This is a genomic window from Deinococcus sp. Marseille-Q6407 (genome assembly GCF_946848805.1).
In the GTDB taxonomy this organism is placed as follows: Bacteria; Deinococcota; Deinococci; order Deinococcales; family Deinococcaceae; genus Deinococcus.
The window spans coordinates 27,796-51,727 of record NZ_CAMPFU010000004.1 but is presented as its reverse complement, the minus strand read 5'-3'; the positions used below and the strand labels follow the sequence as shown (position 1 = coordinate 51,727).

19 protein-coding genes and 1 pseudogene are annotated in these 23,932 nt (G+C 58.7%); 8 read left to right on the top strand and 12 right to left on the bottom strand.

What is annotated here, in order from left to right; all coding sequences use genetic code 11:
• Window positions 1-12: 12 nt before the first annotated feature.
• Complete coding sequence (locus OCI36_RS10020) at window positions 13-1,668, bottom strand: AAA family ATPase (protein ID WP_261664949.1); 1,656 nt, start codon at window positions 1,666-1,668, stop codon at window positions 13-15.
• A 137-nt stretch (window positions 1,669-1,805) separates the two neighbouring features.
• On the opposite strand from OCI36_RS10020, the pseudogene OCI36_RS13435 reads away from it, so the two are divergent.
• From OCI36_RS13435 to OCI36_RS10005, 4 genes and pseudogenes are all read left to right on the top strand, one after another.
• Window positions 1,806-2,735 (top strand): annotated as a pseudogene (locus OCI36_RS13435) (O-antigen ligase family protein); the annotation flags it as partial.
• Between the two features lie 45 nt (window positions 2,736-2,780).
• Window positions 2,781-3,326, top strand: coding sequence for a hypothetical protein (locus OCI36_RS10015; protein WP_261664948.1), 546 nt, complete (start codon window positions 2,781-2,783; stop codon window positions 3,324-3,326).
• Window positions 3,323-4,141 (top strand): hypothetical protein, encoded by an 819-nt coding sequence (locus OCI36_RS10010; RefSeq protein WP_261664947.1) that lies wholly within the window; start codon window positions 3,323-3,325, stop codon window positions 4,139-4,141. Before OCI36_RS10015 ends, OCI36_RS10010 begins: the two co-directional genes overlap by 4 nt.
• A gap of 9 nt (window positions 4,142-4,150) precedes the next feature.
• Complete coding sequence (locus OCI36_RS10005; RefSeq protein ID WP_261664946.1) at window positions 4,151-5,239, top strand: glycosyltransferase family 4 protein; 1,089 nt, start codon at window positions 4,151-4,153, stop codon at window positions 5,237-5,239.
• Between the two features lie 99 nt (window positions 5,240-5,338).
• Here the strand turns inward: OCI36_RS10005 and OCI36_RS10000 are convergent, their stop codons facing one another.
• The 3 genes from OCI36_RS10000 to OCI36_RS09990 all read right to left on the bottom strand — a co-directional run bounded on the left by OCI36_RS10000 (window position 5,339) and on the right by OCI36_RS09990 (window position 8,351).
• Window positions 5,339-7,519 (bottom strand): catalase, encoded by a 2,181-nt coding sequence (locus OCI36_RS10000; protein WP_261664945.1) that lies wholly within the window; start codon window positions 7,517-7,519, stop codon window positions 5,339-5,341.
• Window positions 7,520-7,796: 277 nt separating this feature from the next.
• Window positions 7,797-8,114 carry a metal-sensitive transcriptional regulator gene (locus OCI36_RS09995; protein WP_315941277.1) on the bottom strand — a complete coding sequence of 106 codons (318 nt, stop codon included), beginning with the start codon at window positions 8,112-8,114 and terminating at the stop codon, window positions 7,797-7,799.
• 12 nt (window positions 8,115-8,126) lie between these two features.
• Window positions 8,127-8,351 (bottom strand): heavy-metal-associated domain-containing protein, encoded by a 225-nt coding sequence (locus tag OCI36_RS09990; RefSeq protein WP_261664944.1) that lies wholly within the window; start codon window positions 8,349-8,351, stop codon window positions 8,127-8,129.
• Window positions 8,352-8,444: 93 nt separating this feature from the next.
• Between OCI36_RS09990 and OCI36_RS09985 the strand changes: the two genes are divergently transcribed.
• A complete protein-coding gene (locus OCI36_RS09985) occupies window positions 8,445-10,949 on the top strand; it encodes a heavy metal translocating P-type ATPase (RefSeq protein ID WP_261664943.1) in 2,505 nt (834 codons plus the stop codon).
• 45 nt (window positions 10,950-10,994) lie between these two features.
• Here OCI36_RS09985 and OCI36_RS09980 read toward each other — a convergent pair whose 3' ends face one another.
• Complete coding sequence (locus OCI36_RS09980; protein WP_261664942.1) at window positions 10,995-12,416, bottom strand: MATE family efflux transporter; 1,422 nt, start codon at window positions 12,414-12,416, stop codon at window positions 10,995-10,997.
• Between the two features lie 134 nt (window positions 12,417-12,550).
• Between OCI36_RS09980 and OCI36_RS09975 the strand changes: the two genes are divergently transcribed.
• Window positions 12,551-13,561 (top strand): hypothetical protein, encoded by a 1,011-nt coding sequence (locus OCI36_RS09975; RefSeq protein ID WP_261664941.1) that lies wholly within the window; start codon window positions 12,551-12,553, stop codon window positions 13,559-13,561.
• Between the two features lie 104 nt (window positions 13,562-13,665).
• Here OCI36_RS09975 and OCI36_RS09970 read toward each other — a convergent pair whose 3' ends face one another.
• The 4 genes from OCI36_RS09970 to OCI36_RS09955 form a co-directional block, all read right to left on the bottom strand.
• The gene (locus OCI36_RS09970; RefSeq protein ID WP_261664940.1) at window positions 13,666-14,895 is read right to left on the bottom strand and encodes an aromatic amino acid transport family protein; all 1,230 of its coding nucleotides are present in this window, start codon (window positions 14,893-14,895) and stop codon (window positions 13,666-13,668) included.
• Between the two features lie 193 nt (window positions 14,896-15,088).
• Window positions 15,089-15,769, bottom strand: a complete 681-nt coding sequence (locus OCI36_RS09965; RefSeq protein WP_261664939.1) for a cysteine hydrolase family protein — start codon at window positions 15,767-15,769, stop codon at window positions 15,089-15,091.
• Window positions 15,770-15,826: 57 nt separating this feature from the next.
• On the bottom strand, window positions 15,827-16,405 hold the full coding sequence (locus OCI36_RS09960; RefSeq protein WP_261664938.1) for a YIP1 family protein: 579 nt from the start codon (window positions 16,403-16,405) through the stop codon (window positions 15,827-15,829).
• A gap of 37 nt (window positions 16,406-16,442) precedes the next feature.
• Window positions 16,443-17,531: a transposase gene (locus OCI36_RS09955; RefSeq protein WP_261664937.1), complete on the bottom strand. Its 1,089-nt coding sequence runs from the start codon at window positions 17,529-17,531 to the stop codon at window positions 16,443-16,445.
• 413 nt (window positions 17,532-17,944) lie between these two features.
• Between OCI36_RS09955 and OCI36_RS09950 the strand changes: the two genes are divergently transcribed.
• Window positions 17,945-18,928: an IS4 family transposase gene (locus OCI36_RS09950; protein WP_261663408.1), complete on the top strand. Its 984-nt coding sequence runs from the start codon at window positions 17,945-17,947 to the stop codon at window positions 18,926-18,928.
• 31 nt (window positions 18,929-18,959) lie between these two features.
• On the opposite strand, the gene OCI36_RS09945 is transcribed toward OCI36_RS09950, so the two are convergent.
• A protein-coding gene (locus OCI36_RS09945) for an IS630 family transposase (protein ID WP_261663102.1) occupies window positions 18,960-19,965 on the bottom strand; the annotation gives its coding sequence in 2 pieces (ribosomal slippage) (window positions 18,960-19,496 and window positions 19,498-19,965; 1,005 coding nt in all).
• 695 nt (window positions 19,966-20,660) lie between these two features.
• Here OCI36_RS09945 and OCI36_RS09940 point away from each other — a divergent pair.
• Complete coding sequence (locus OCI36_RS09940; RefSeq protein WP_261664936.1) at window positions 20,661-22,055, top strand: replication initiator protein A; 1,395 nt, start codon at window positions 20,661-20,663, stop codon at window positions 22,053-22,055.
• Between the two features lie 129 nt (window positions 22,056-22,184).
• Here OCI36_RS09940 and OCI36_RS09935 read toward each other — a convergent pair whose 3' ends face one another.
• On the bottom strand, window positions 22,185-23,099 hold the full coding sequence (locus OCI36_RS09935) for a ParB/RepB/Spo0J family partition protein (RefSeq protein WP_261665224.1): 915 nt from the start codon (window positions 23,097-23,099) through the stop codon (window positions 22,185-22,187).
• Window positions 23,099-23,899, bottom strand: a complete 801-nt coding sequence (locus OCI36_RS09930) for a ParA family protein (protein ID WP_261664935.1) — start codon at window positions 23,897-23,899, stop codon at window positions 23,099-23,101. Before OCI36_RS09930 ends, OCI36_RS09935 begins: the two co-directional genes overlap by 1 nt.
• Between the last annotated feature and the right edge of the window lie 33 nt (window positions 23,900-23,932).

The following is a 23,932-nucleotide window of genomic DNA, read 5'->3' as shown; positions in this document are numbered from 1 at the left end:
TTCATAAACCTGTTAACTTCGAACATTATAATTATAGGAGTAAGTATAACTATTGCTATTACTCACATTCATTTTGTTAATTACGGCACCAAGCAATTTTAGATCATTGCGTTTAGCTCGGCTCACAGCCGTTTTAACCGCCTGAAGAGGAGTTTCTCCTGCCTCTGTGACCAGAATAACTCCGTCGGCGTGCTTGCCAACCACCAAGCCGTCTGCCAAAGCCAGTAAGGGAGCACTATCCACCAGGACAATGTCATAATGCTGACGCCATAGAGCAAAAGCTGCAGTCAGATCCGCGCGGTTCAGCAGCTGCATGGAATCCTGTAATCCGGGACCGGCAGGTAACACATGCACATTTGTTTCTGCTTCCAACACCTGAACGTTATACGGGTCAAGTAGAGCTTCACGGGTGGTTTGTGCGCCATCATGACCAACCAATTGAACCCAGTTGGCTGTTTCACCATTTTTTTCCCAGACTTCTGCCTGTGTACCACGGCGAAGATCAATATCCACAACCAAAACACGTTGTCCGCTACTGGCAAAGCCGTCGGCCAGAGTCGCGGTCAAACTGCTTTTGCCTTCGCCGGGCGCTGTGCTGGTAATCATCACAATGGGATGGTCTATACGGCGCAGCTCCGACATAAGATTGACCCGCAGATAGCCTACTGATTCGTACAGACCGGCACTGCGTCCAGCGCGTACAATGCCTGAAAGCAGCACGTCCCGTTTCCGAACCTGAGGCAATACGGCTAAAGTTGGCAGGCTCAGAGCCAGTAAGTCATCTTCAGAGCGAATACTCCGGTCCAGCAGGGTTCGGAATAGAGAATAGATTAGACCCAACATTAAGGAGATCAGACCAACAAGCGCAGCTGTGCGCAAAGGCCTGGGCGAAATAGGCGCTCCAGGTTCCACCGCGGTGGTGAGCTGTGACAAGACACCCGTGACAGATTCTTCAAGCAAACCCAACTGCACCAGATTGCTTTGAATGGTGGACTGCTGTGCCAAGAGAGCCTGACGTTCCTGTGAGGTAGCTGAACTGAGCTGTCGCTCAACTTGCTTGGCCTGTGCCTGAAACCCAGCTTCGCTGCGGCGGAGTCCCTCCAGGGCGCGGTCGCGGTCCCAGTTCAGGAGTGCCTGCCCAGCAAGGTCAGCCAGCACCTTGGCCCCTTGAGCTGACCCGGCAAAAGCATGGACTGTGTAGATGCCACTGCCATTGTTATAGGGCTGAATATCGCTCTCCAGAGTCACAGTGCGCAGCTGCTGCGTCCGGAGATCATCTTGCAACGCCTGCACCAGGTGATTTCGTTCTTCTTCAGGTAGCGCAGAATGCTGTAATTGATCAATCACCTTACCGAGGATTAGAGGGCTTTTCATCACCTGATCAACCACACCGCTGGGCAAAGTTGGCGCTTTGCCCAGGCCACCTGGAAGTGTAGTGTCCTGCCCCTGAGGATTAGTAGCCAGCAGACTATTACTTGCCTCATAGACTGGAGGTCGGCTCCCAGCCCATAAATAAGCCCCACCAGCCAGCAGCAAACTTGCTAACAAGATAGCCGGCAATCGGTGCCGCACCCCCTGCCACAGCACCCGAAGGTCCAATTCATCTTCTTCACGGCGCGGTGAAAGTGGGGGCTCAGAGTAACGGGAATCAGGTCGCGTGTCAGTCACTTCGATTCAACTATAAGGGGTCAGCCTTTCAAAAGAGTTCCAAAACGGAAGCCAGCCAAAGAAAGCCCCAGCTATAACTACCACTCCTCGGACTGAAAACAGGAATAAAGCAACCGAGAAACCCTATAGTGACGCCAATGTCTGCTGCTCAGGGCACTTCCTCATCCTCACCGCGTTGGCTCCAGGTCTGGCTGGCTCTCCTGGCTCCTTTCTATCTCCTTTCGCCTCTCTCTTTGCTGGCGCTTTCTCAGTTGCGCTCACTTCCAAAGGCTGCGCTTTGGTTACTGGGTTTTTATGCTCTAAGCCAGCAAATCCCAGCTCTATTCTCGCCGTCCCCCGCCGAGGCGAGTCTCCTAGCTCTGGCCCGAACCCTGCTGATGGCTGGGCTAATCGGGGTTGGGGCCGCCCTAAAAAGTACTGAGCGGCTTTGGCCTTTTGCCCTGGGGCTGATGGCTGTTTTTGCTACAGCAGTTGCAAACAGCCTCCTAAATGGAGTGTCGCTCTCTGCAGTGCGTCTCTCACACCCTTATATGACTTCCATCACTCTGGGCCTGGGCGGAGCTATTGGGTTATGGTTGGCACTCTTCGGCCGTAAATTTCCAGCTGGGCGCCTATTGCTTGGCCTGGCCAGCCTTGTCATTTTGCTGCTTTCGGCCAGCCGTGGCCCTCTGGCTGCAGCTCTACTAGGAAGTATGGCGGGTCTGCTGGTCGGAGCACGGCGCCGAACTCTGCTGGCAGCTACAGCTGCGCTAGGAGGAGCCGGCCTGGCCGTGTACTGGGGCATTCAGCAGGGGAATCCCTTGCTGGCCAGACTCCTTCAGAGTGGTACGACGGGGCGGGATCTGGTCTGGTCCGGGGCACTGTCCGCTTATCAGAGTGCTCCCTTCAGCGGGGTAGGCAGTTATCTGCTGGGCAGACACCTGCAACCTCCCAGCGGTTACTGTGAGCTGTGGATCGGCCCAAATGGCACCCTGGCCTGCCCTGAGTGGCTCCAGAATCTGGGAAGCCCCTGGCTGATCGCCCACAACGGCGCTGTACAGCAGCTGGCTGAAACTGGCCCCCTGGGCCTCCTGGGCTTGTTTTTGCTGGTAGGAGCCACCCTATATACCGCTTTGAGAACCAAAGATGCACTTGGCACAGCCCTACTGGCCGGGCTGATTGTAGCCACGACCAACGACAATACTCTGCTGGTACCCAGCCCTTTTTTTGCAGAACTGTTCTGGATCACGGCCGGAGTACAGCTCACACGTCTCCAAGCCTGGCAACCAGGACAGGCGATCACAGCTGCCGGGCTGCTGGCGGCTGTCTCATTCCCAGTCTGGGCTACCCGGCCTCCTACCCCGCTGCCCGGCGAGCTGCTTTTTTTCCGAGCCGCTGCAGAAGCCGAAACACCCCGGGATTACGATACTTACAGTCGATGGCAGCTGGCTCCCGGCGAGTACCGGGTTCTGCTGCGCAGCTGTACAGAGAGCTGCACCATCATCAGCACAGCTACGCTGGCAACGACAGCCGAACAGCCCGTCGCCAGCTTTAAGCTGAGCGGTGACCTGCGCCAGATTCCTGAGCAGCGCCTAGAACTTCAGGTTTACCCAGGGCAATCGTCGGTTCAGGTCACTCCGCTGGCCACTCACAGCTGGAAAGTGAGGCTGAAACCTTGAATCTCCGTCTGCTTTTCAGTCTGCTGCTGCTTGCAGCGACGGCGGCTCTGGTCGGCTGGCAGGCCCAGCAGACTGATCTTCAGGGGCACCCGCTGCTGCCGGACAGCCAGACGTTACAATGCTCGCCCACCTACACCTTCCGCCAGGCGTACCCGGAACCGGCTCAAGACATCAAAGATCATGCGGCCAATCTGATGATCAACGGCTGGCTGGAACTGGATGTATGTAGCCCCGGTGTCTTGACAATTCAGGCTGAAAGTGCGCTGGCCAACAACCAGGGTCCCCGCCTGGAAATCGCCCTCAATTCAGTGCCGATCTTTGAGGAGGAGATCAGACAGCCGCAGGAACTGCGCATTCCTGTTAGCCGGGCAGGCCATCTGACAGTGGGGTATTTCAACGATTTTTACAGCTCTGAGTATCGTGCTGTCAGCCTGCAGGATTTTAAGCTGCAAAGCGATGCCTGCTCGTCTTTCGAGGTCACGGTACCAGGCGAAGGTGGCGGGAGCTGGAACCGCGACACCAACTTCCTGAGCTTCGTGCTAGGAACCCGCGCCACTCTCCAGCCCTGCGCAGCTGGACAACTGAGCCTGAAGCTGGCCGGCTCTGCAGCTGCCGGCCAGGCCCCAATGGTCGTCTTTCGGCAGAACGGACGGGAACTAAAACGCGTTACTGCCGAGAGCGAACCAGTGACGCTGACCCTGCCGGTCAGCGCTTCTCCGCTGGAAATCCAGTTTCTGAACCCCTACTTCAAGGAGCTGGGAGACCGCAACCTCTACCTCAAACATATCGAATTCATTCCTGAGCAACGGCCCTAGGAGCCCCACATGCAGCCACTGAATATCGTTATTTACAACATCACTCCGCCTGGCGGCGTGGAGCGGGTCGCCATCAACCTCGCCAATATGCTGGTGGATACATTTCAGGTTAATATTGTCAGCCTGTTCAGCAGCGCCGGCCAGCCTTTCTATCCCCTGGACAAGCGGGTACAGGTCACTCACCTCGGTGTGCCCTTTGTGCCAGGACTGCGGCACTATCTGCGTCAGAACACCCAGGCTTTACGTGCACTGCGGCAGCAGGTTCATTTCAGCCCAGACACCATCACGCTGGGCATGAGCGTCAACATGAATCTGCTGCTGGCTCTCCTCAAAAGGTCGGGAGCGTCAGGGCGTTTTATCGGTTGCGAACATATGAACTATGACGACGCTGGCCGAGTGGCCCAGGGACTCCGGCGCTTGACCTATCCTCTCCTAGATGAGGTGGTGGTCCTGACCGAGGCAGAGCAGCGGGTCTTTCATGAGCGGCTGGGATTGAAGGTCCAAGTTATTCCCAACCAGTTACCGCTGTTGCCTGCCCAACCAGCCACACTGGCCGAAAAAAGGCTGCTTGCAGTAGGGCGTTATTCTGACCCGAAAGGCTTCGACCGGCTGCTGCCTGCCATCATTCCGCTGATGCGCGATTTCCCCGACTGGCGGCTGGATCTATTCGGCAAGGGCGAGCAGGAAGAAGACTTGAAGCAGCAGATTACACAGAGCGGTCTGAGCAATATCGGGCTCCACTCGCCTACAGCTGACGTTGAGAGAGAGTATCTGTCTTCCTCGGTTTATCTCTTGCCTTCACGTTTCGAGGCGCTGCCAATGGTCGTTCTGGAAGCTCAGGCCTGCGGGTTGCCCGTGGTCGCCTACGATTCCTCCAACGGGCCGCGCGCGCTGGTCAATTCAGAAAATGGTTTTCTAATTCCGGACGGCGACGGCCCAGCGTTTGCCGAGGCCGTCCGGCAGCTGATCACTGATCCCGAACTGCGGCGGACCAAAGGCGCAGCTGCACGCCGGGATGCTATGCAGTTCGCTCCCGAAGTAATCCGGCAAAAATGGTTGGATTTGCTGCGCCCAGAAGGCCCGTCACACTCAAGCTAAACAAGCAGCAAGCAAAAAGCAGACCGAGCAGGTTTTAACCGCTACCCGATCTGCTTTTTTGAGCTGGAAGGGACGAGCCAGCGTTCCTCCCGGGAGAAATCAGTTACTGATGCGCTTCAGCTGAGGCCGGCCCCAGATGCGGTGCTGCGCCAGTGTCTGAACGAATTCTGCCATAGCCGGTGCATCAGCGCTGAGGATGCCCAAGCTCTTGGCGTTGCCTAACTGGTCACCCAACAGGGCGGCCAGGTCCGATCCCTGCAGAACCTGCTGGCCTTCACCATAGGCGGCGATGGGCTTGCCGTGCTTGTAAGCTTCCAGCAAGTAAGCGTGGGCGTCGCCGTCTTCCAACAGGGCCGCTGCGCTCTTGGCACCGCCCGGCACGATCACCGCATCGAACAGCACCATATGCGAGTTGCTGATGGTCTTCTTGGCTTCGGCGCCGCCATCCAGCAGACCCAGGTGCTGACCCAGCACTTCACCCTTGGCACCTTCAGCTTCCAGCGCCTGCTTGATGGCGTCAACCTGTGCACCGTCCACACCGTCGGCTGCCAGAATGGCCACCATACGGTTACGAATGCCCTTGGGCGGCTGAGCTTCCATGCTCAGACCCTGAGCCTTGGTCAGGCCGCCAGAAGCACTGGTGACCGCTTCAGCCTGAGCCAGCAACTGCATTTCCTCGGCACAGTCGGCCGTACCGCCCGGCTTGACGACCTTATCGGCGCGGGGTGCTTCGCCCAGGGCCACGGCCACCTGCGAGGCCAGCAGCGGATGAATCTTTTCCAGCTGGTCAATCATGGCCACGCGGACGTGGCGGGTTTCTACCTTGCTCAGCTCGAACTGGAAAGCCTTGCAGAGGTGCTTGCGCTCGATCGGCTCCAGCGAGTTCCAAAACAGTTTGGCCTGGCCGTAGTGGTCACTGAAGCTCTCGGCACGCTTACGCAGTTTCTCACCGCTGATCTGCTCGGGGTAGCTGGCAAAGCCGCCCTGCGAAACCGGCACTTCCTGGGGGGAGCCACCGTCCAGCGACGCGGGGTGGTAAGATACCCGGCCTGGCTCAATGGTCTGGCGCATAAAACCGTCACGCTGGTTATTAGCCACCTGCACCAGCGGCCGGTTGATGGGCAGCTGCTGCCAGTTGGGGCCGCCCAGGCGGATCAGCTGGGTATCCAAGTAGGAGAACAGCCGGCCCTGCATCAGAGGATCGTTGGTGAAGTCCATGCCCGGCACCAGGTTGGTGGGCTTGTAGCCGACCTGTTCGGTCTCGGCAAAGAAGTTGTCGGGGTTGCGGTTCAGGACCATCCGACCAATCACCTTGAGGGGGACCAGCTCTTCAGGAATGATCTTGGTGGCGTCCAGAATGTCGAAGTCCCACTTGTCGGCTTCTTCCTGGGAGAACAGTTGCACAGCCAGGTCCCACTCGTAGGTGCCACCCTGGTCGATGGTTTCCCACATGGAGCGGCGCTGGAAGTCGGGATCCTTGCCCATGATCTTCTGTGATTCATCCCAGACCAACGAATGCACGCCGTTCACTGGCTTCCAGTGATACTTGACGAAAGTGCTCTTGCCTTCAGCGTTGATCAGGCGGAAGGTGTGAACACCGAAGCCTTCCATGGTGTCGAAGTAACGCGGCAGGGTGCGGTCAGACATCTGCCACATCACCATGTGCATCGACTCGGGGGTCAGGCTGATGAAATCCCAGAAGGTATCGTGGGCGCTGGCTGCCTGAGGCATTTCGTGGTGCGGCTCGGGCTTGAGCGCGTGCACCAAGTCAGGGAACTTGATGCCGTCCTGAATAAAGAACACCGGGATATTGTTGCCCACGATGTCCCAGTTGCCTTCGTCGGTGTAAAAGCGCACCGAGAAGCCGCGCACGTCGCGGGGGGTGTCAGGCGAGCCACGGAAGCCAGCCACCGTCGAGAAACGGGTAAAGACCGGAGTCTGCTTGCCCACTTCAGTCAGCACCTTGGCGGTGGTGTACTGTTCCAGCGATTCCTTGAGCTCAAAGTAGCCGTGGGCGGCGCTGCCACGGGCGTGCACGATACGCTCGGGGATGCGTTCGTGGTCAAAGTGATGAATCTTTTCACGCAGCAGGTGATCTTCTAGCAGGGTGGGGCCGCGCACACCGGCTTTGAGCGAGTTGAGGTCATCGCTGATCAGGTGGCCGAAGTTGTCGGTCATGCCATCTTTTTCGCTGCGGGGCGTCGTGTTGCGGGCCAGATCCTGGGTTTTGCCCGTTTCGTGGTGATGACCCAACTGCGCGGCTTCTTTATCTTTGGACATGCAAACTCCTTATGAGGAAGTGAAAGGAAAATGTTCGTCTCCCGGACTCCGTCCCGTGGCGGCCTTTCTAGCTAGAAGTCAGCGCCGCCGAACCGGAAGGTCTGAGCCGAGAAGGTCCGGGCAGGAGGATTCGGCTTTTCTTAGCCTAACCGGCTGGTCAGTGAGCGCATGAAAGCGGGTTAAAGCCAGCCAAAGACCTGCGCCAGAAACAGAAAAACCCGGCTTTTTTTCACAGAAGAGAAAAGCCAGGCGTAGAAGTACAACGGTGGAGCAGCGGCTAACGGTACTTGAGCGCCTGCATCAGCTCATCCACGATCTCGGCCGTGTCGCCGCGCTCACCGGCAGTCGCCACATGGGCCTGCAGATGCCCGCGCAAGACGACACTGCCAGCCCCGTCCAGGGCACCCTGAACAGCTTTGATCTGCCGCAGCACATCCACGCAGTACACTTCCGGGTCGTCCAGCATCCTGACGATGCTCTGCAGGTGCCCCTGCGCAACGCTGAGGCGACGGCGGGCCGCCAGCCGCTCGGCTTCGGGCATACAGAGATGCCCGGTAGAATGGTCCTGACCAGCGGCCGGGGACGGGGTTTTCATTGCCGGCCCGCTTCAGTCCTGTGGGGTGGCGGTGTAGCCTTCTTCGGCCACTGCGGCGACCATCGCCGCCCGGTCGGCCTGCCCCCGGACACTGGCGCGCCCCTCTTCCAGGCTGACCTTCACGTCCTGCACGCCATCCACCCCGCGCAGGGCCTTATCCACAGCAGTGACGCAGTGGCCACAGCTCATGCCGTCAATTTTCAGGGTGGTCAGCTGATCCGAGTGCATTTCAGTCATGGGCTTATTCTAGCTCTGCAGAGAGGGTCGGGGAAAGAAGACGGTGAAGACGTTTTTAATCCTGCTTCCCCCCCAGGGGGGTAGGCTGGGAACATGACAGCAAAGGAACTGCAAATCCCGGTTGAAGGCATGACCTGCGCCGCTTGCGTAGGCCGGGTCGAGCGGGCGCTGAAAAAAGTGCCGGGTGTGGTGGACGCCGGCGTGAACCTTGCCACCGAGACGGCCAGTGTGGAGTATGACCCCGGCGCTGTGCAGCCGGCCCAGCTGACCCAGGCGGTCAAGGACGCTGGCTACGGAGTTACCCAGCAGGAACTGAGCTTTGGCGTGGGCGGCATGACCTGCGCCGCCTGCGCAGGCCGGGTCGAACGGGCGCTGAAAAAAGTGCCGGGCGTGGTGGACGCTGGCGTGAACCTTGCCACCGAGGCGGCCAGCGTGCGCTACCTGCTCAGCAGCGCGGCACCGGAAGACCTCTACACGGCCGTCGAGGCAGCCGGCTACCAGCCCGAGCGGCCGGCCGCACCGAAAAGCGCGGCAGATACGGCGGCGGCCCTCAGCCCCCACGACCGGGCCGAGGCGGAGCTGAAACGCGATCTGCTGATCAGCACGGCTTTTTCCATTCCACTTTTTCTGATCAGCATGGTGCCGATGCTGTACCCGCCGCTGCACCACTGGCTGCTGGGCACGCTGGGCGAGGACGCGCTGAATGGCCTAATGCTGCTGCTGGCGCTGCCGGTGCAATTCTGGGTGGGGCGGCGCTTTTACCGCAGTGGCTGGGCTGCGCTGCGCCACGGCAGCCCCGACATGAACACGCTGGTGATGATCGGCACCACCGCCGCTTTTGCCTACTCGGCGGTCGCCACGCTGGCGCCGGGAGTGCTGCCGCCCGCAGCGCGGCACGTGTACTTTGAAGCCAGCGGCGTGGTCATCACGCTGGTGCTGCTGGGCAAATACCTGGAAAGTCGGGCCAAAGGCCGCTCCAGTCAGGCGATGCGGGCCCTGCTGGAATTGCGGCCCCCGGTGGCCCGGCTGATTGAGGGCGGTGGAGTCCGCAGCGTGCCGGCCGAGCAGGTGCGCCAAGGCCAACAGGTACAGGTGCAGACCGGCGGGAAAGTGCCGGTGGACGGCCGGATCGTGAGCGGGCAGTCGTATCTGGATGAGAGCATGCTGACCGGCGAGAGCGTGCCGGTCGCCAAAGGCCCGGGCGATGAGGTCACCGGCGGCACCCTCAATGGGTCCGGCCTGCTGGTGGTGGAAGCCACCCGGGTGGGCTCCGACTCGGCGCTGGCCCAGATCATTGCGCTGGTGGAACGGGCCCAGAGCGAGAAGCCGCCGATTCAGGGACTGGCCGACCGAGTAGTGGCCGTCTTTGTGCCGGTGGTGCTCGTGATCGCCGCACTGACGGCTCTGTCCTGGTTGCTGTGGGGCGGCGCGGACGCTGTTTCGCAGGCCCTGATCCACACTGTGGCCGTGCTGATTATCGCCTGCCCTTGTGCGATGGGCCTGGCCACCCCGGTCAGCGTGATGGTGGGCAGCGGCAAGGCGGCCGAACTGGGTGTGCTGTTCCGTGGCGGCCGAGCGCTGGAAGACCTGCACCGGGCCGATGTGGTGGCGCTGGACAAAACCGGCACCCTGACCGCCGGCCGGCCCACCCTGACCGCGCTGCACCTCTCCCCCACCACTCAACTGAGCGAAAATGAGGTGCTGCGGCTGGCCGCCGGCGCCGAAGCTGGCAGCGGGCATCCGGTCGCCCACGCGGTCCTGACGGCGGCCCAGGAACGGGATTTGACCCCGGCCCCAGCGAGTGAGGTGGATACGGTCGCCGGCTACGGCCTGCAGGCACAGGTGGAAGGTCACACCCTTCACCTCGGCGCCGAGCGCTATATGCAGCGGCTGGGTCTGGACACCGGCAGCTGGGCTGAAGCGCTGGCCGACCTGGGCGCTCAGGCCGCTACGCCGGTCTTTGTGGCGATAGATGGCGCCATAGCAGCGCTGCTGGGCGTCAGTGATCCCCTCAAGCCTGGTAGCCGCGAAGCCGTGGCCGAGCTGCACCGCCGAGGCTACCGGGTCATGATGGTAACCGGCGACAGCCGGGCCACCGCCCGCGCCGTCGCCGCGCAGGTGGGGCTGGACCCGGGCAGCGAGGTGCGCGCCGAAGTGCTGCCCGGAGACAAGGCCGCCGTGATCGCCGAACTGCAACACCAGGGCCTGCAGGTGGCGATGGTAGGCGACGGCATCAACGACGCGCCTGCCCTGGCCCAGGCTGACGTGGGCGTGGCGCTGGGCACCGGCACCGACGTGGCTGCCCAGACCGCCGACGTGCTGCTGATGTCCGGCGACCTGCGCGGTGTTCCCAACGCCGCCGCTCTGAGTGCCGCCACCCTGCGCAACATCCGGCTGAATCTGTTCTGGGCGTTTGCCTACAACGCGCTGCTGATTCCGGTCGCGGCCGGTGTCTTCAGCCGCTGGGGCCTCGGCCTCTCGCCAGTGCTGGCCGCAGCCGCCATGGGCCTGAGCAGCGTTTTTGTGATGAGTAACGCGCTGCGGTTAAGGACTTTCCAGGCGCCGTTGCCTCCAGTCACGCCTGTGGCTGCGTCCTGAACTCAGCCGCAGGCGGATACCCGTAGAAACGCCACTGCCCGGCCCTCAGTCGGACAGCGGCGTTTGCGCTTCGGTGGGGCCAGCCCGCTTGAGCCGCGCGGTCAGGCGCAGGAAGCGGGTCATCTGCAGCGAGGCTGCGGCCACCAGACCCACCAACAGGCCGTACCACAGGCCCCGCGGGCCGTAATCCAGCACGAAGGCCAGCACATACCCGGTCGGCATCCCCAGCACCCAGAAACTGGTTAGCGACAGCAGCAGCGGCACCCGGGTATCCTGCAGGCCGCGCAGCGACGCGTTGGCACTCACCTGAATGCCGTCCACCACCTGAAACAGCGAGGCAATGGCCAGCAGGCCAACAGCGGTAGCGACCAGCCCCGCGTTGACCGGGTCACCAGTATTCACAAATACCCCGATAAAGGACTCTGGCGTCACCGTTTCCAGAATGGCGAAGACCACCATGACGCTGGCCGCCAGCCCGATCCCCAGCAGGCCGGCGCGGCGGGCCAGGGCCGGTGACCCGGCGCCGACTGCCAGAGCTACCCGGATGCTGGTGGCGGTCGAGAGCCCCAGCGGAATCATGTACAGCGCCGTGATCACCTGAAAAGCCACGTTGTGCGCGGCCAGGGCCTGATTGCCGAAGTTGCCCATCAGTAGCGAGGTCACGCTGAACATGGCCGCCTCCGCACCCAGCGTCAAGCCGATAGGCCAGCCCAGCGAAAAGAGACTGCGAACTTCCGGGCCCATTGGTGTGCCGGGAGTCAGCGGTTCGATGCAGCGCAGGACCTGCGGCAGCAGGGTCAGGAACATGAGCCAGGCAGCCAGCGCCGAAGCGGCCGCTGCACCGGCCAAGCCTAGCCGCGGCAGGGGCCCCCAGCCGAACGACAGCGCCGGCGAGACAACCGATACCAGGGCAACGCCCAGCGCAGCCACCAGGGTCACTATTGCAGGGCGGCCAGTGGCTTCCATGGTGCCGCGCAGGGCCGTGAACAGCAGCACGGCCGGCATCCCCAGGGCGTAAGTGCGCAGGTAGGTGGCCACCAACCCGGTATCCAACTCCGGCGGGGCAAAGCGCCACAGCTGGGTGGACAGCAGATAAGTGAACGGCAACATGACAGCCGTCAGCAGCACAGCCAGCCGGAAGCCGGCATGTAAGGCGCGGGTCACACCCTGAGGCTCTCCGGCACCGTGGGCAGCTGCGGCGCGGGGAGCCACCGCCAGCATCACCCCACTGAGCGCCACGAAAAATAGGTAATAGATGGCGCTGCCGTAGGCGGCCGCCGCCAGCTGACTCTGCCCCAGCCGTCCGATCACGGCGGTGCTGACCAGGGCCAGTGCATTGGTCGCAAACTGCGACAGCACCACCGGCCCGGCCAGCCGCACCAGCGCCCACAGCTCACTGCGCAGGTCGCGGGCAGGAGCGGGCGTGGGCTGAGCGGCAGAATCGGGCTGGTCTTGCGGAAATGACATCGGCGGGCAGTCTAGACCATTTGGTCCCGGAGCATTTGGCAGCTGTGAAGTCTGGGGTGCGCAAAATAGCTTGCTGACTCTAATAGATGAGCGTAGGCTGAGAGCCTCAATTCTTTTTTGTTGTAGGAGACTCTATGAAAAAGTTTGCTTGGATGCTGGCGCTGGCCTTGACCCTCTCTCCTTCCGCTCAGGCCATAGACCGGGTGCCCGGCACTTGGACTTACTACTCGGTGTCGCGTGATCCCATTACCGACGTGAATAACAGCATGGTGATCATTGACGAGATCAATGATACTTATGGCTCTACCGCTCTGGCCCTCAAGTGTGCAGACCGGGATATTCCCAGTCTATGGGCGATGCTGAAAAGCAAGAATCCCCTGATCGATCCGGACCGGGAAATTCTGCCTACCGCTACGGTGCGGATCGGCTCGGGTGCGCCGCAGACCATTTACGGAGACGCCCTGTATTCCACCAGTCTCAATGGCGACACCGACGCTTATACCATCGGCTTTCCCGGAGGCATCACCCGCGAGATGGCCGCTGGGCTGTTTCGCGGCGACCGGGTGGTAATCCGGCTGGACCGTGACCCGGGCGTGGGCCGCCAGACCCTGACCTACACTTTCCCCGCCGACGGGTTTAAGACTGCCTGGAATGCAGTTAATCGCTGCCAGCAGTCGGGCCGCGCCGTATCTTCGACGCCCCGGCGCACACCGGCGGGCAACGGGAGCACGCGCAGCAGCGAAGCGCCCAAGTTCACCCAGTGGTATTTCACGACCTGCACCGACACGGCCAGCGGCGCCGTGCGTTCACAGCTGCGGGCCGGGCAAACCCACCGCTGCCAGCTGGTGGTTGACACGGTGCCCAACGGCGCTGTGCCGGTAGCTGCCACGTTCAGCTATGAGCTGGAATACGTTGAGGCCGGCCGCAGCGGCAAGCTGACCTTGCCCACCCGCGACGCTTGGCAGGCTGGAGACAGTGGCCCGGTGATGTACCGCGCCGACGGCAACCGCCTGGTCTTCAACCTGCCGCTGAATGTACGGGCGCGCTCTGAGCGGCGCTACACCTCCATCAACGTGACGGCCAATGTCACTTTCAGCAACGGCAACAGCAAACGGATTTACGAAAAGCTGCCAGTCACCTACTGACCGACTCTTCCCTGACCGGGAAGCTTACATAAGGTAAGGCCGCCGGGCACTCTCCCAGCGGCCTTCTTTTTTCTTTCGACTTGTGGTGCGTCCTGGGCGACGCTTCAGCCCTGCACAGCCGGCAACCATCCCGCCTGGGTCAGCAGCGGAATCAGCACGATGGCTGCGCCGGCCGCCAGAGTCAGCCAGACCACCGCTGTATTGCTCGCCCCGGGCCCTGCACCGGCCTGTTTGGTAAGGCCCTGCTTCCGGGCACGCAGGACCAGCAGCCCTGGGAGCAGCACGGTGTAGAGCACCGCCAGCAGACCGGCATACCCCAGCAGAGCCACGAAGCCGCGAGGATAAAGCGTGGCGAGCAGGGTGGGCGGCACGAAAGTGAGCAGGCCCAGCCACAGCCAGCTACCTCGCTGCGGTAGACGCTGGCTCAGCACATCACGCAGCGAGTGCAGCAGCGCCAGCCCCACGCCCAGCACCGAGGTGGTCAGGGCCAGCGCCGAAAAAGCCCGCACGCCCAGGCCCAGCGCCGCGCTGCCGGTCGCCTGAGCGATGGCCGCACTCAGCTCGTCCAAACTGCCGATCTGAAGCAGCTCGCCCTGTGGAATCAGGCCATGAATCGCCAGCTGCCACAGCAGATAGACAGCCAGCGGCAGCCCGGTGCCCCAGAGAATCGCGCGGCGCAGTTCGCCTTGGTTGCCCTCCAGATATTCCGTCACGCTGGGAATTACCGCGTGAAAGCCGAAAGCCGTAAAGAAAATGGGCAACGCGGAAAAGTACAGAGCCGGGTTCTGAGGCGCTGTCAGCAGGAACTGCGGCGTGGTGCGGGGCAGTACCAGCGCCAGAATCAGCGCAAGGACTGCCAGCTTTAGCGCAAACAGCACCCGCGTCAAACCATCAACCGCGCGGGTCCCCAGCAGGACAGCCACTGCTACCAGCAGAGCGTACAGCACGCTGCTGCTGGTGGTACTCAGCGGCAGCACACCGCCCAGCAGGCTGCCGCCCCCGCTGATATACGCCGCCGAAATCGCATACATGAACAGCAGTAGAATCACCGTCACAACCCACTTGCCAGCGGGGCCGAAGTAATGTTCGGTCAGGCTGGCCAGACCCTCACGGGCCGGATGAGAGCGGTACACCTCGGCAAATTGCAGGGCGGTACAGGCTGACAGCGCCCACATGCTGAGCAGGGCCAAAGTGGTCAGACCAAAGCCCATTCCGGCCGAAGTGAGCGGCATGGCCAGCATACCAGCTCCGATAGTGGTACCGGCGATGATCAGGGCACTACCCCAAGTGCGGCCTGCAGGCAGCGGCCGCGCAGGTACGGAGATTTTACTCATAGCGGTAGGTGCCCCTTCTGGCCCTTGTCAGGTCCCAGGCAGTTCTTGTAAGTAAAAAATGACTGAATGTCTGGCAGGTGCCTCAAAGCACCTACCCTAAAGACCGCTGCTTCAGGAAGTCAAGCTGTCTGTGACACAGTCCCAGGCCAGACGGCTCCCAGAGTCAAACCCTACTTCATACTGCTCAGCCCTCTCAGGCCTGAGCCCCCAGCCAATTCACGCCAGAGACCACCTCGGCACCGGTCCGGGCCAGCTGGTACAAAAACAGGGGGTGATACAGCTCGGCAGGGTGGTCGGGGGCATCCCAGGTCTGGGCGCAGTTGGCCGGCAACACGATTCGCTGCCCCAGGCCACTGTGCTGTGAACGCGTCAGCAGATGAAGGCCCAGGCTGTAAAGGCACAGGTCTGTCACGTCCCCAATTACGATCAGGGTACGGGGCGCGGTCTGCTCCAGCCAGCGCTCCAGCTCCGGCGTGTGATGGCTGGCAATAGAGTTCTTATAGAAGTAAGAGAACTTGCCGGCCGCCGGCAGAGCCAGCAATTCCGGCGCCCACTCGGCCTCGTGGGTGCCCTGTGCACAGTGGGGTGGATAGGCCCGAAATTCCTCGGCATTTTCAGGGTGGGCATCTGCCATCAGGCCCACATGCGCCGCTGGAAGCCCTGCGTCCAAGGCTCCCTGGATCAGGCTCACGCTGGGCGCGATAATGTTCTCAACACGCGGGCTGGCTAAGGCCCCCTCCCGCGTAAAGCCATTGATGATATCTACCGCAAGGACGGCCACAGAAGACAGCTGCTCGGCACTGACACCCAGCACAGGACGCTGGGTAAGCCAGTGGCCAACTTCTTCCAGGTGAGAGAGCACAGGTTGGGACATACTCGGCAGTTTAAACGCTCCGTCACCCGCCTACGAGGGGGAACTGCACCAGGAATTTTAGAAGCCCTGCCACCAGTTGCCAAACACCAGCAGGTTGAGTAGCGTGGTGATCACCGCTGCTATCAGTAGAGTGATGGCCGGACTGGTCCCCTGACGGATATTCATGGAGGACTGTACAGCCAGATAACCGTAATAAATCATGGCTATTGAGATCAGCAGGCCGGTGACCAGACCTACGACCGGAATCCAGCCCAGGACACTGCTGATTAGACTCAGCGGCACGAAAAACAGTGCGAAGGTGTAAGCCACCTCAGCGTAGCTCCCGGTGCCGCGAAACAGCTGCCGGCCCACCCAGTACACTACTCCGGTAAAGATGGCGAACTGCACAGGAATACCTACCAGCCGGTTAATGAACTGTGCCCAGGGAGAGATATCGGCGTGCCAGGGCAGAAAAGCCATCAAGCCCGCCACAGCTGCCGATACCAGACTGGCCAGCAGTACGTACAGCAGCGCTTCGTTCACGCCACCTCGTCGCTCGAATAGCTCGAAAGTTCGCACGCTAGGGCGGGTCAAGACGGCCAAACTCTGCTTCATCTCGTCGCCCATCGAACGGCGAATGTGATCGCTCAAGGTCATACCCTGCAGCATAGCGGTCCTGGGCGAAAGACCATACTCATAAGTTGCACCTTGCATAGCTGAGCGAATAGCCGTGCTGGTGGAGGAATTCTTGCTCTTTTTGAATTTGGCTCAGCAGGTGGTTCAGCCTGACTTCGGGGAACAAGGCGTAGAGAGCCAAGCGTGCAGCTTCCTTCAGGGTCATGTCCTCAGAGCGGTACAGCATGGTCAGGGTGAAGGCCAGGAAGACCATCAAAATCCAGCGGTCCAGACCCCTGGCAGTTCGCAGCGCGAACTGCGCCAACCCAAACTGATGCTTTCCCTCCTTAAAAAAGGATTCCAGCGCCCAGCGCCGTTTTCCTTCGGCCAGGATGTCATCCCCCTCTAACAGCTCAGACGACACCGCGAAGAATTCGCGGTCCCCACGGTCCATCCTCCCCAGAGACAGCGTTTCCAGAGGCCAGTTGGCGAGGTTGACGTACCCCCCATGCGGACAGTCCGCAACCGTCACCTGTCCAGGATGATCCGTGCGCCGGTTACTCCTCACACCCACCACGAACTCGAAACCGAGACGCTGCACACCGTCCAGAAAGACAGCGGATTCGAATCCACTGTCTGCCAGTACGCAGACCTGAAAGCGTTTCCCGACGAAGTCTGGCACCTCTTCCAGCAGGTCAAGGGCTAACGTGACGGGAGTGCTGGTGTACTTGCCCTGGTAGACCCGGTAAGAAATGGGGAACTTCAGTTCCCCATATTCGGCGAACAGGACCACCAGATGGATGCCGTGCCTGCCGTTGTAGACGCTGACGTAGGGCAGCTGAATTCCCACCTTTTCCACCGTGGTCAGATCCACGCTGAGCCGCAGACGAGGTCTGCGTTTGTGACGAGCTGTATCCAGCAGGATGCGCCACTGGAAGTCCTGCATCTCTTCCCGGCAGCGGTCTGAATCCCAGTCATAGACGTTGAAGAAGCGACTCAGTGCACTGGGGCTGACTCCCTCAGCCTGGCTGAACTTGGTCTTCTGACCTGGACTGTGGAAGAGGTGCAGCGAAGCCTGGAGGCTTCGCCGTTGGTACAGCGTCTCTGGAATGTCCAGAATCCGCTGTGAGAGAATATGGGTGCGCTCCCCTGAAACCTGTTTGTACACACTTCCAGAATTTCAGCTCTGGGAGCGCTTTTTGTCCGCCTATTCAGGTGCAAGTTCTGAGCCATATGATAGCGGGCCCATCTCAAACTTTAGATTCTCAACTGTCTGGAAGATTTTAACGCCGTTTCAAAGCTCTTATTTAAATTTTGAAACTATAAGCCCGCGTATGCAAAAGTGCGGTCTAGGTAAATCCTCAGTAGGTGACAACTTCAGTTTGACCTCGTTCCAGAAGGCAAAAACCAACAGTCGGCCCCATCAAGCTTGATGGGGCCGACTGTTCACGGTTTCCTGAGAGTGTGAAAACAACAGAATCCGCTGCTCAGCAGGCTACCGCACTCACCCAGCACTTCAAAGCGCACGCCAGTCATCTCCGCATTGACACCCTTCAGCGCTTGATTGACGTCCTTCTGGCGATGATTGCCGCGAGGAGCATCAATCATCACGACCTGAGTGCCCACATGCCGGGTATCAGCATGCCCCAGGCTAAGAAAAGGCGGGCAGACCGCACCTTCCGGGATGAGCAGCTGGACATGGACTTTTTCATCGCTCTGCTCGTCGTCCATCTTCCACCGGGGAAGGTGTTGCTGAGTCTGGACCGCACCAATTGGGAGCATGGGGAAACGCCCATCAATTTTCTGGTGCTTGGAGCCGTGGTTCATGGCTTCACCCTGCCCCTGATTTGGGTTCCTCTTGATGAGTCCGGGAACAGCCACACCTACGCCCGTATGTGGTTGGTATTGAAGCTCCTCCGCGTCTTGCCAGCGAAACGCTGGCAAGGCCTGGTGGCTGACCGTGAGTTCATCGGTGCGGAGTGGTTCCGTTTTCTCCGTCGTCAAGGCATCAAGCGGGCGATCCGCATTCGGCACAGCGACATGCTGGACGACATGAATGGGAAGGAATGGTTTAAGCACGTCCAGCACGGTCATTTCCATGAAATCGACGAAAAGGTGTTCGTGTTTGGCGAACTCATGCGGGTGGTCGCGACGAGGTCATCCACAGGTGACCTCGTCATCATTGCCACAGATTTCAGCGCTCGGAAGACCTGGAAGCTGTACAAGCAGCGCTGGTCAATCGAGTGCACCTTCAGCAGCTTCAAGAAGCGAGGCTTCGACCTGGAGCGGACTGGGATGACGGAAAGGAGCCGTCTTCAGCGGCTCTTCGGCTTGGTGACACTGGCCTGGATGTTTTGTTTGCGCTTGGGGGTCTGGCTCAGCCAGACCCAGTCCATCCCCATTCTCAAGCATGGTCGTAGAGCGGTCAGTCTGGTGCGGTACGGTGCTCAGCATCTCGTGGATGCCTTACGATGGAAACCACAACAGTTCATGGCTGTCCTAGACCTGTTGACCCAGCCTTTTTGCCCACCAGGAGGGGCTGGAAGTGAAGTTGTCACCTACTGAGAGGTAAATCAGATTCCCCGTCTTTCAATTACTATTGATAGCGGCGTAAGTTGGCGTCCATAAGCTGACGGGGCAGGTGAATATAGCGGACCCGCTGCCAGGCGGTGACAAGCCTCTTTTTCAGCGCTCTGATGGAGTGGGCACAAAAGTTCCCCAACACATTGCGCTTGACGTAGGCCCACACCAACTCGATCGGGTTCAACTCTGGAGCATACGGAGGCAGAAAGATCAGAGAGAGGCGTTCGTGGGAACCCACGAACGCCTGGGTCACTTTCGCGTGATGAATTCTCGCATTGTCCAGCACCACGACGATGTTCCCCTGAACTTGGCGCAGGATGTGCCCAAAGAATCGGATGACTTCTCCACTGCGGATCGCTCCGGATGTTGTGTGCTGGAAGAATCGTCCATCTGAAGTGATCGCCCCAATCGTCGAAAGCTTCTCCCAGTTCGCTCTGAGCGTGACCAGGGGCGTGACGCCCCTGGGTGACCACGTTCGCCTTCGCACGCCTTTCAACGAGAATCCGACCTCATCCAGATAGATGATTGTGGCTCCCCCAGCGACCTTTTTTTTCCAACTCCGGGAGCACCTGTTCCCGCCAGGATGCAATCCGAAGTTCGTTCCGCTCAGCAGCCCGCCCATCTGGCATCTGTGGGCTGAACCCCAACTTTCGTAGGATTTTACGGACGTGATCATGGTGGTACCACACCTCGAAGTGCCGCCCGATCAGCTCTGCCACGCGTTTTGTCGTCCAAGTTTCGTCAGGAAACCCATGCTGCAGAGCACCCTCCCGCAGGAGGGTGCGAAGCTGGTCGTGCTGAGACTCAGTCAGCCGAGCAGGACGACCAGAGCTGACCGTCGCTTGCAAGCTTCCCTTCTTTCTGAGCCGAGCACTCCAAGAAGTCACCGTGAGCACGGAGACGCCGAAGTGAGCAGCAATTTCGCGGTGTGTGTGGCTGCCTTGCTGCAGCCACTCGGTAGCAGCCAGACGCCGCTCCTCAAGTTGGGCACGAGAATATTGGTTCGGTTGCCATTCCACGGTCCCTAGAGTTTAGCAGCGCATACTTACGCCGTTATCAATAAATCCCAGCGAGCCGGCTGTATGAGAACCTCATCTGTAGGCCCCGATTTACTCGGCATGTTCAGAGATCGGCTCTCGCCACACAGCACAAGCCATTTGCTGCCTACCAAAAATTATTGTAATGCCAGACGACAAAATTTTTGCGCTACCTGGAAAACTAGACATGCCGAGTAAATCGGTAATAGCTTCCTCCGAAGGCCCGATTTACTCGGCATGTTGTCCCGATTTACTCGGCATGTTCTAGAGAGACATGCCGAGTAAATCGGTAATAGCTTCCTCCGAAGGCCCGATTTACTCGGCATGTTGTCCCGATTTACTCGGCATGTTCTAGACAGTTATCCACAGGATGAGTCCCGATTTACTCGGCATGTTTATGTAATTCTACCCGATTTACTCGGCATGTTGTCCCGATTTACTCGGCATGTTTTATGTAATTCTACCCGATTTACTCGGCATGTTATACAGAATTTTCCCCTCTGGGACGCGCTTTGCCTCAGCGCGTCTGATGATGATCATCATATATATCTTTAAGAGATCAAATACATCATCAATCAAAATCTGCTCTCGGTAACTGAGATATACTGACCCAAAGGGGAAAGCACTTGGCACGCTCAGGCAAACTTAAATCTGTTCCGCCTACTCCGCCAGCACAATTGGATCGCTTTGATGAGGCCAATTCGGCACGGCTAGGCCTTATTTGTGTACAGGAACGTATTCCAGAAGACTACACACGTTGGGACATTGAATTCACAGTTGATGAGCGTCCTGCTCGACTAACTTGTATCTCTCCTGGTGAGTATGGTGGCGTACCGCATGGCCTTGATGGGGATTTTGCGACGATTTTAAATGTGATGTACCTTGAACAGGGTGCTCCCGAATCGGGAATTGTACATACAACTGCTTATCAGTTATTACAAAAGGCCGGTTTTCCTGATTCTGGACAATATTATCAATCTTTACAGGAAAGCTTGGACCGTCTTAAAGCGGCAACTTATACCGCCAGTGAGTCTTGGCGCGATCATAAAAGACAACGATGGACCACAGTCAAATTTAATATTATTGAACGTATTACGGCGGAAACACAAGATGGCTTAGGATTTGGAAGTGGTACCACGCTCAAAATCCAACTAGCCCGCCCAGTAGTAGAAAGCATTCGCGAAAAATATCTCAAACCTCTGGATATGAGTTTTGTCCTGAGTTTGAAACGGTCTCTTACACGCAGCCTTTACCGGGTATTAGACGCCCATCGCTATCAACCCGGTCTCGAAAATGAAGCAGCAGCAGAATTTAGAATTAATTTGCAGCAGTGGGCACAGGAATGCAAGTTGCGCGAAACTGTACCTGCAAGGATCAAGCGCAATCTAGAAAGTGCCCACAAAGAACTTCTGGAGCGGGGATATTTGCTTTCCGTAGAGTATGAGGGATCACGGGGTGATACAGTGATTGTCTATAATTTTGGCGATTTTCCTACGACTACGCCAGCGCCAGAGCCTGTTATTGAAGTTATCCCTGATTCCCCAACTACCGATATGCTCCGTCAGTACGGTATCGCTCCTTCAGTGGCAAGAAAGTTAATTGGCGAATATGGAGAGAAAAATATAATACAAAAAATCCATAAGTTCGAAGCCATGCTCAAAAGTGGTTATCAGGTACGTAAAAAGAGCGCCTTACTTGTAGATTTAATTAGAGATTCCACAGGTAAATATGCTGATTTTACTGATTCCCCATCTGTTAGTAAGAATACCAAAACACCCACAAAAAGTCCAACGAGTATCAAGGAAATAAAGGCCGAAGAAGAGCAAATCAATCGCCAGATCGAGAAAGATTTCCTTGATTTGGATAATATGGAACAGTCTGCGCGGGCAATCACACAAGTTCGGATGTTTGTTGGCCGTGAGGTGCCAGAACCCGCTTTGAAGCGCTTATTCATCGCGATGCAGGCGGGTGAGGTCAGGCCGTATGAGGTCTACCGAGCGGTAACCCGGGCAGCCTCAGAGCTACGTTTGGGTGATTTTGCTCAGGAAGTTCGTGACCTGTATGGGACCTGAATAAGAATTGCCTTTTCCTGCCGCTGTAAGGGCCATAGAAGGCCTTAAAAATGTTTTTAAGGGTTACAATGCCATAAGGAAACTGGAAGCCTCTTCATGGGCCTTACAGCGGCAAGTATGAAATCAGGTTTAAGTGCTTGTTTTCAGCACATGTTCCAGTTGGCTAAGTAGAACCTGAACTTCTTGCTGCTGATTGGGGGCCAGGCGGGAGAGGTGCCGGGGACCCAAGTAGCGGCGGATTTCTTGAGCTTTCTGTTGTAAGTCCGAATTCTTTTTGCCCTTAGCCTGTGTAATAGCCCGTCGTAACTGCTGGGCATTCCACCCTTCTGCCTGAGCTTTCCGGAGAAGCTCTCCGCGCTGCGGATGATCACCAAGGTCTAAAAGGGCCAGAGCCGCTTGTTGGCTGAGCCCTCCCCTCATTGCTTGTCGCTCATCTGGCGTGAGATCTAGCAACCTAGACGATCTGACCAGAGTCGACAGACTGGGGAGTCCCAAAACTTCAATCCATTGGCTAACCTGACCTTCTGGCGTCTGACTGTCGAATATCTCGCCCTGGTCGCGGGCACGAATCAAGACAGTGCGCAGCTCCCGAAGAGGTACATTGAGCCGAGTTGCCAATTGATCCAGCGAGGCGAACAGGAGATCAATGGAGCTTACTGCCTCCCTGAGCTCGTTTTCTTCTCGTGCTACACGGACAATCTGATCATCATCCAGTTCGCGAACTAGAGCGCTGATATGGGTTAGCCCAGCCGCCTTGGCAGCTCGCCAACGTCTCTCCCCCGCAACCAATTCATAGAGATTACTGGTTGCTTTTCGCCGCAGCACAATGGGCTGAAAGACGTCACCGAAGGAACCAATACTCTGGACAAGAGCGTCAAAAGCGGGGCCTTCAAAAGCTTTTTCGCCGGTGGCGTAGCCGCGTGGGTTGTGCCCTGGGATGACCACAATTTGGTCGAGTTCAACCTGATCAATACCCTCGCGGCGGTAGTTTTCTACTGCTTTATCCAGATTGATTCGTGAGGTTGCACTTACCTTTTTGGGCATCAAATGACCTCCAGGAGGTGGTCCAAGACGGCGTTGAGCTCACGGCTGGCCGGATTGGCCGGCTGGTCAAGAGCGACTGCGCCGCGTGCTGGTAAGACGTCCCTAAAGATCGCAGGCCTTTCCGTGACAGGAGGCGCGACAGGGGCCAAATCACTCAGCTGCTGGGTGATCAGTTCATAGATTTCCCTGTCTTGAGTTCTTTGTTTGTTATAGACGGTGGGGATGAATGAGGCAATTCGCAGGTCCGGATTGAGGCGGCGGCATTGGGCCAGCACCTGTGTCACGTTCTCGATATTTTCTACCGACTTGATATGGGTCGGCATCGGAACCACGGCAGCGTCCGAAGCCACCAGCGCGGCGCGGGTCAGGCCGCCGTTGCTGGGAGGGGTATCAATCAGGACGTAATCGTAATCGTCTGCCAGCCGTTGCAGGGCGTCCCTCAGGCCGATCAACAGCGCATCGTCCGTCATCAGGATGTTGTCGAGTGACCGCAGTTGCTGATGGGCCGGAATGGCCCGTAATCCAGGCATCCGCTCTGGCGTAAAAGGCACAGGGAAGTCGTTGTCTGCCTCCTGCAGGATAATGTTGAGGGTTGAGCCCAGGCGGTGGGCTTTGCTGGCAGGATCGTCCAGCAGGCCCATTCTCCGGGTCAGGCTACGCTGAGGATCCAGGTCAATCAGCAATACGCGGTTGGGTTGCCCGGCTTGATTCTGGCGGGTTGAAAGGAGATAACCCAGCTCGGCCACCATGGTTGTTTTGGTGGCTCCGCCGGCTTCATTCCAGAAACTGAGTATTTTCACGAGGCTCCTTTGGCGGCAGAAATAAGGCCGACT

Bases quoted from the DNA above. Each gene is read 5' to 3' on its own strand.
- OCI36_RS10005 (WP_261664946.1), top strand. From the start codon at position 4,151: ATGCAGCCACTGAATATCGTTATTTACAACATCACTCCGCCTGGCGGC.
- OCI36_RS09995 (WP_315941277.1), bottom strand. From the start codon at position 8,114: ATGAAAACCCCGTCCCCGGCCGCTGGTCAGGACCATTCTACCGGGCAT.
- OCI36_RS09950 (WP_261663408.1), top strand. From the start codon at position 17,945: ATGATTGCCGCGAGGAGCATCAATCATCACGACCTGAGTGCCCACATG.
- OCI36_RS09960 (WP_261664938.1), bottom strand. From the start codon at position 16,405: ATGACCTTGAGCGATCACATTCGCCGTTCGATGGGCGACGAGATGAAG.
- OCI36_RS09990 (WP_261664944.1), bottom strand. From the start codon at position 8,351: ATGACTGAAATGCACTCGGATCAGCTGACCACCCTGAAAATTGACGGC.
- OCI36_RS09975 (WP_261664941.1), top strand. From the start codon at position 12,551: ATGAAAAAGTTTGCTTGGATGCTGGCGCTGGCCTTGACCCTCTCTCCT.
- OCI36_RS09980 (WP_261664942.1), bottom strand. From the start codon at position 12,416: ATGTCATTTCCGCAAGACCAGCCCGATTCTGCCGCTCAGCCCACGCCC.
- OCI36_RS09965 (WP_261664939.1), bottom strand. From the start codon at position 15,769: ATGTCCCAACCTGTGCTCTCTCACCTGGAAGAAGTTGGCCACTGGCTT.
- OCI36_RS09970 (WP_261664940.1), bottom strand. From the start codon at position 14,895: ATGAGTAAAATCTCCGTACCTGCGCGGCCGCTGCCTGCAGGCCGCACT.
- OCI36_RS09935 (WP_261665224.1), bottom strand. From the start codon at position 23,099: ATGCCCAAAAAGGTAAGTGCAACCTCACGAATCAATCTGGATAAAGCA.
- OCI36_RS09985 (WP_261664943.1), top strand. From the start codon at position 8,445: ATGACAGCAAAGGAACTGCAAATCCCGGTTGAAGGCATGACCTGCGCC.
- OCI36_RS10000 (WP_261664945.1), bottom strand. From the start codon at position 7,519: ATGTCCAAAGATAAAGAAGCCGCGCAGTTGGGTCATCACCACGAAACG.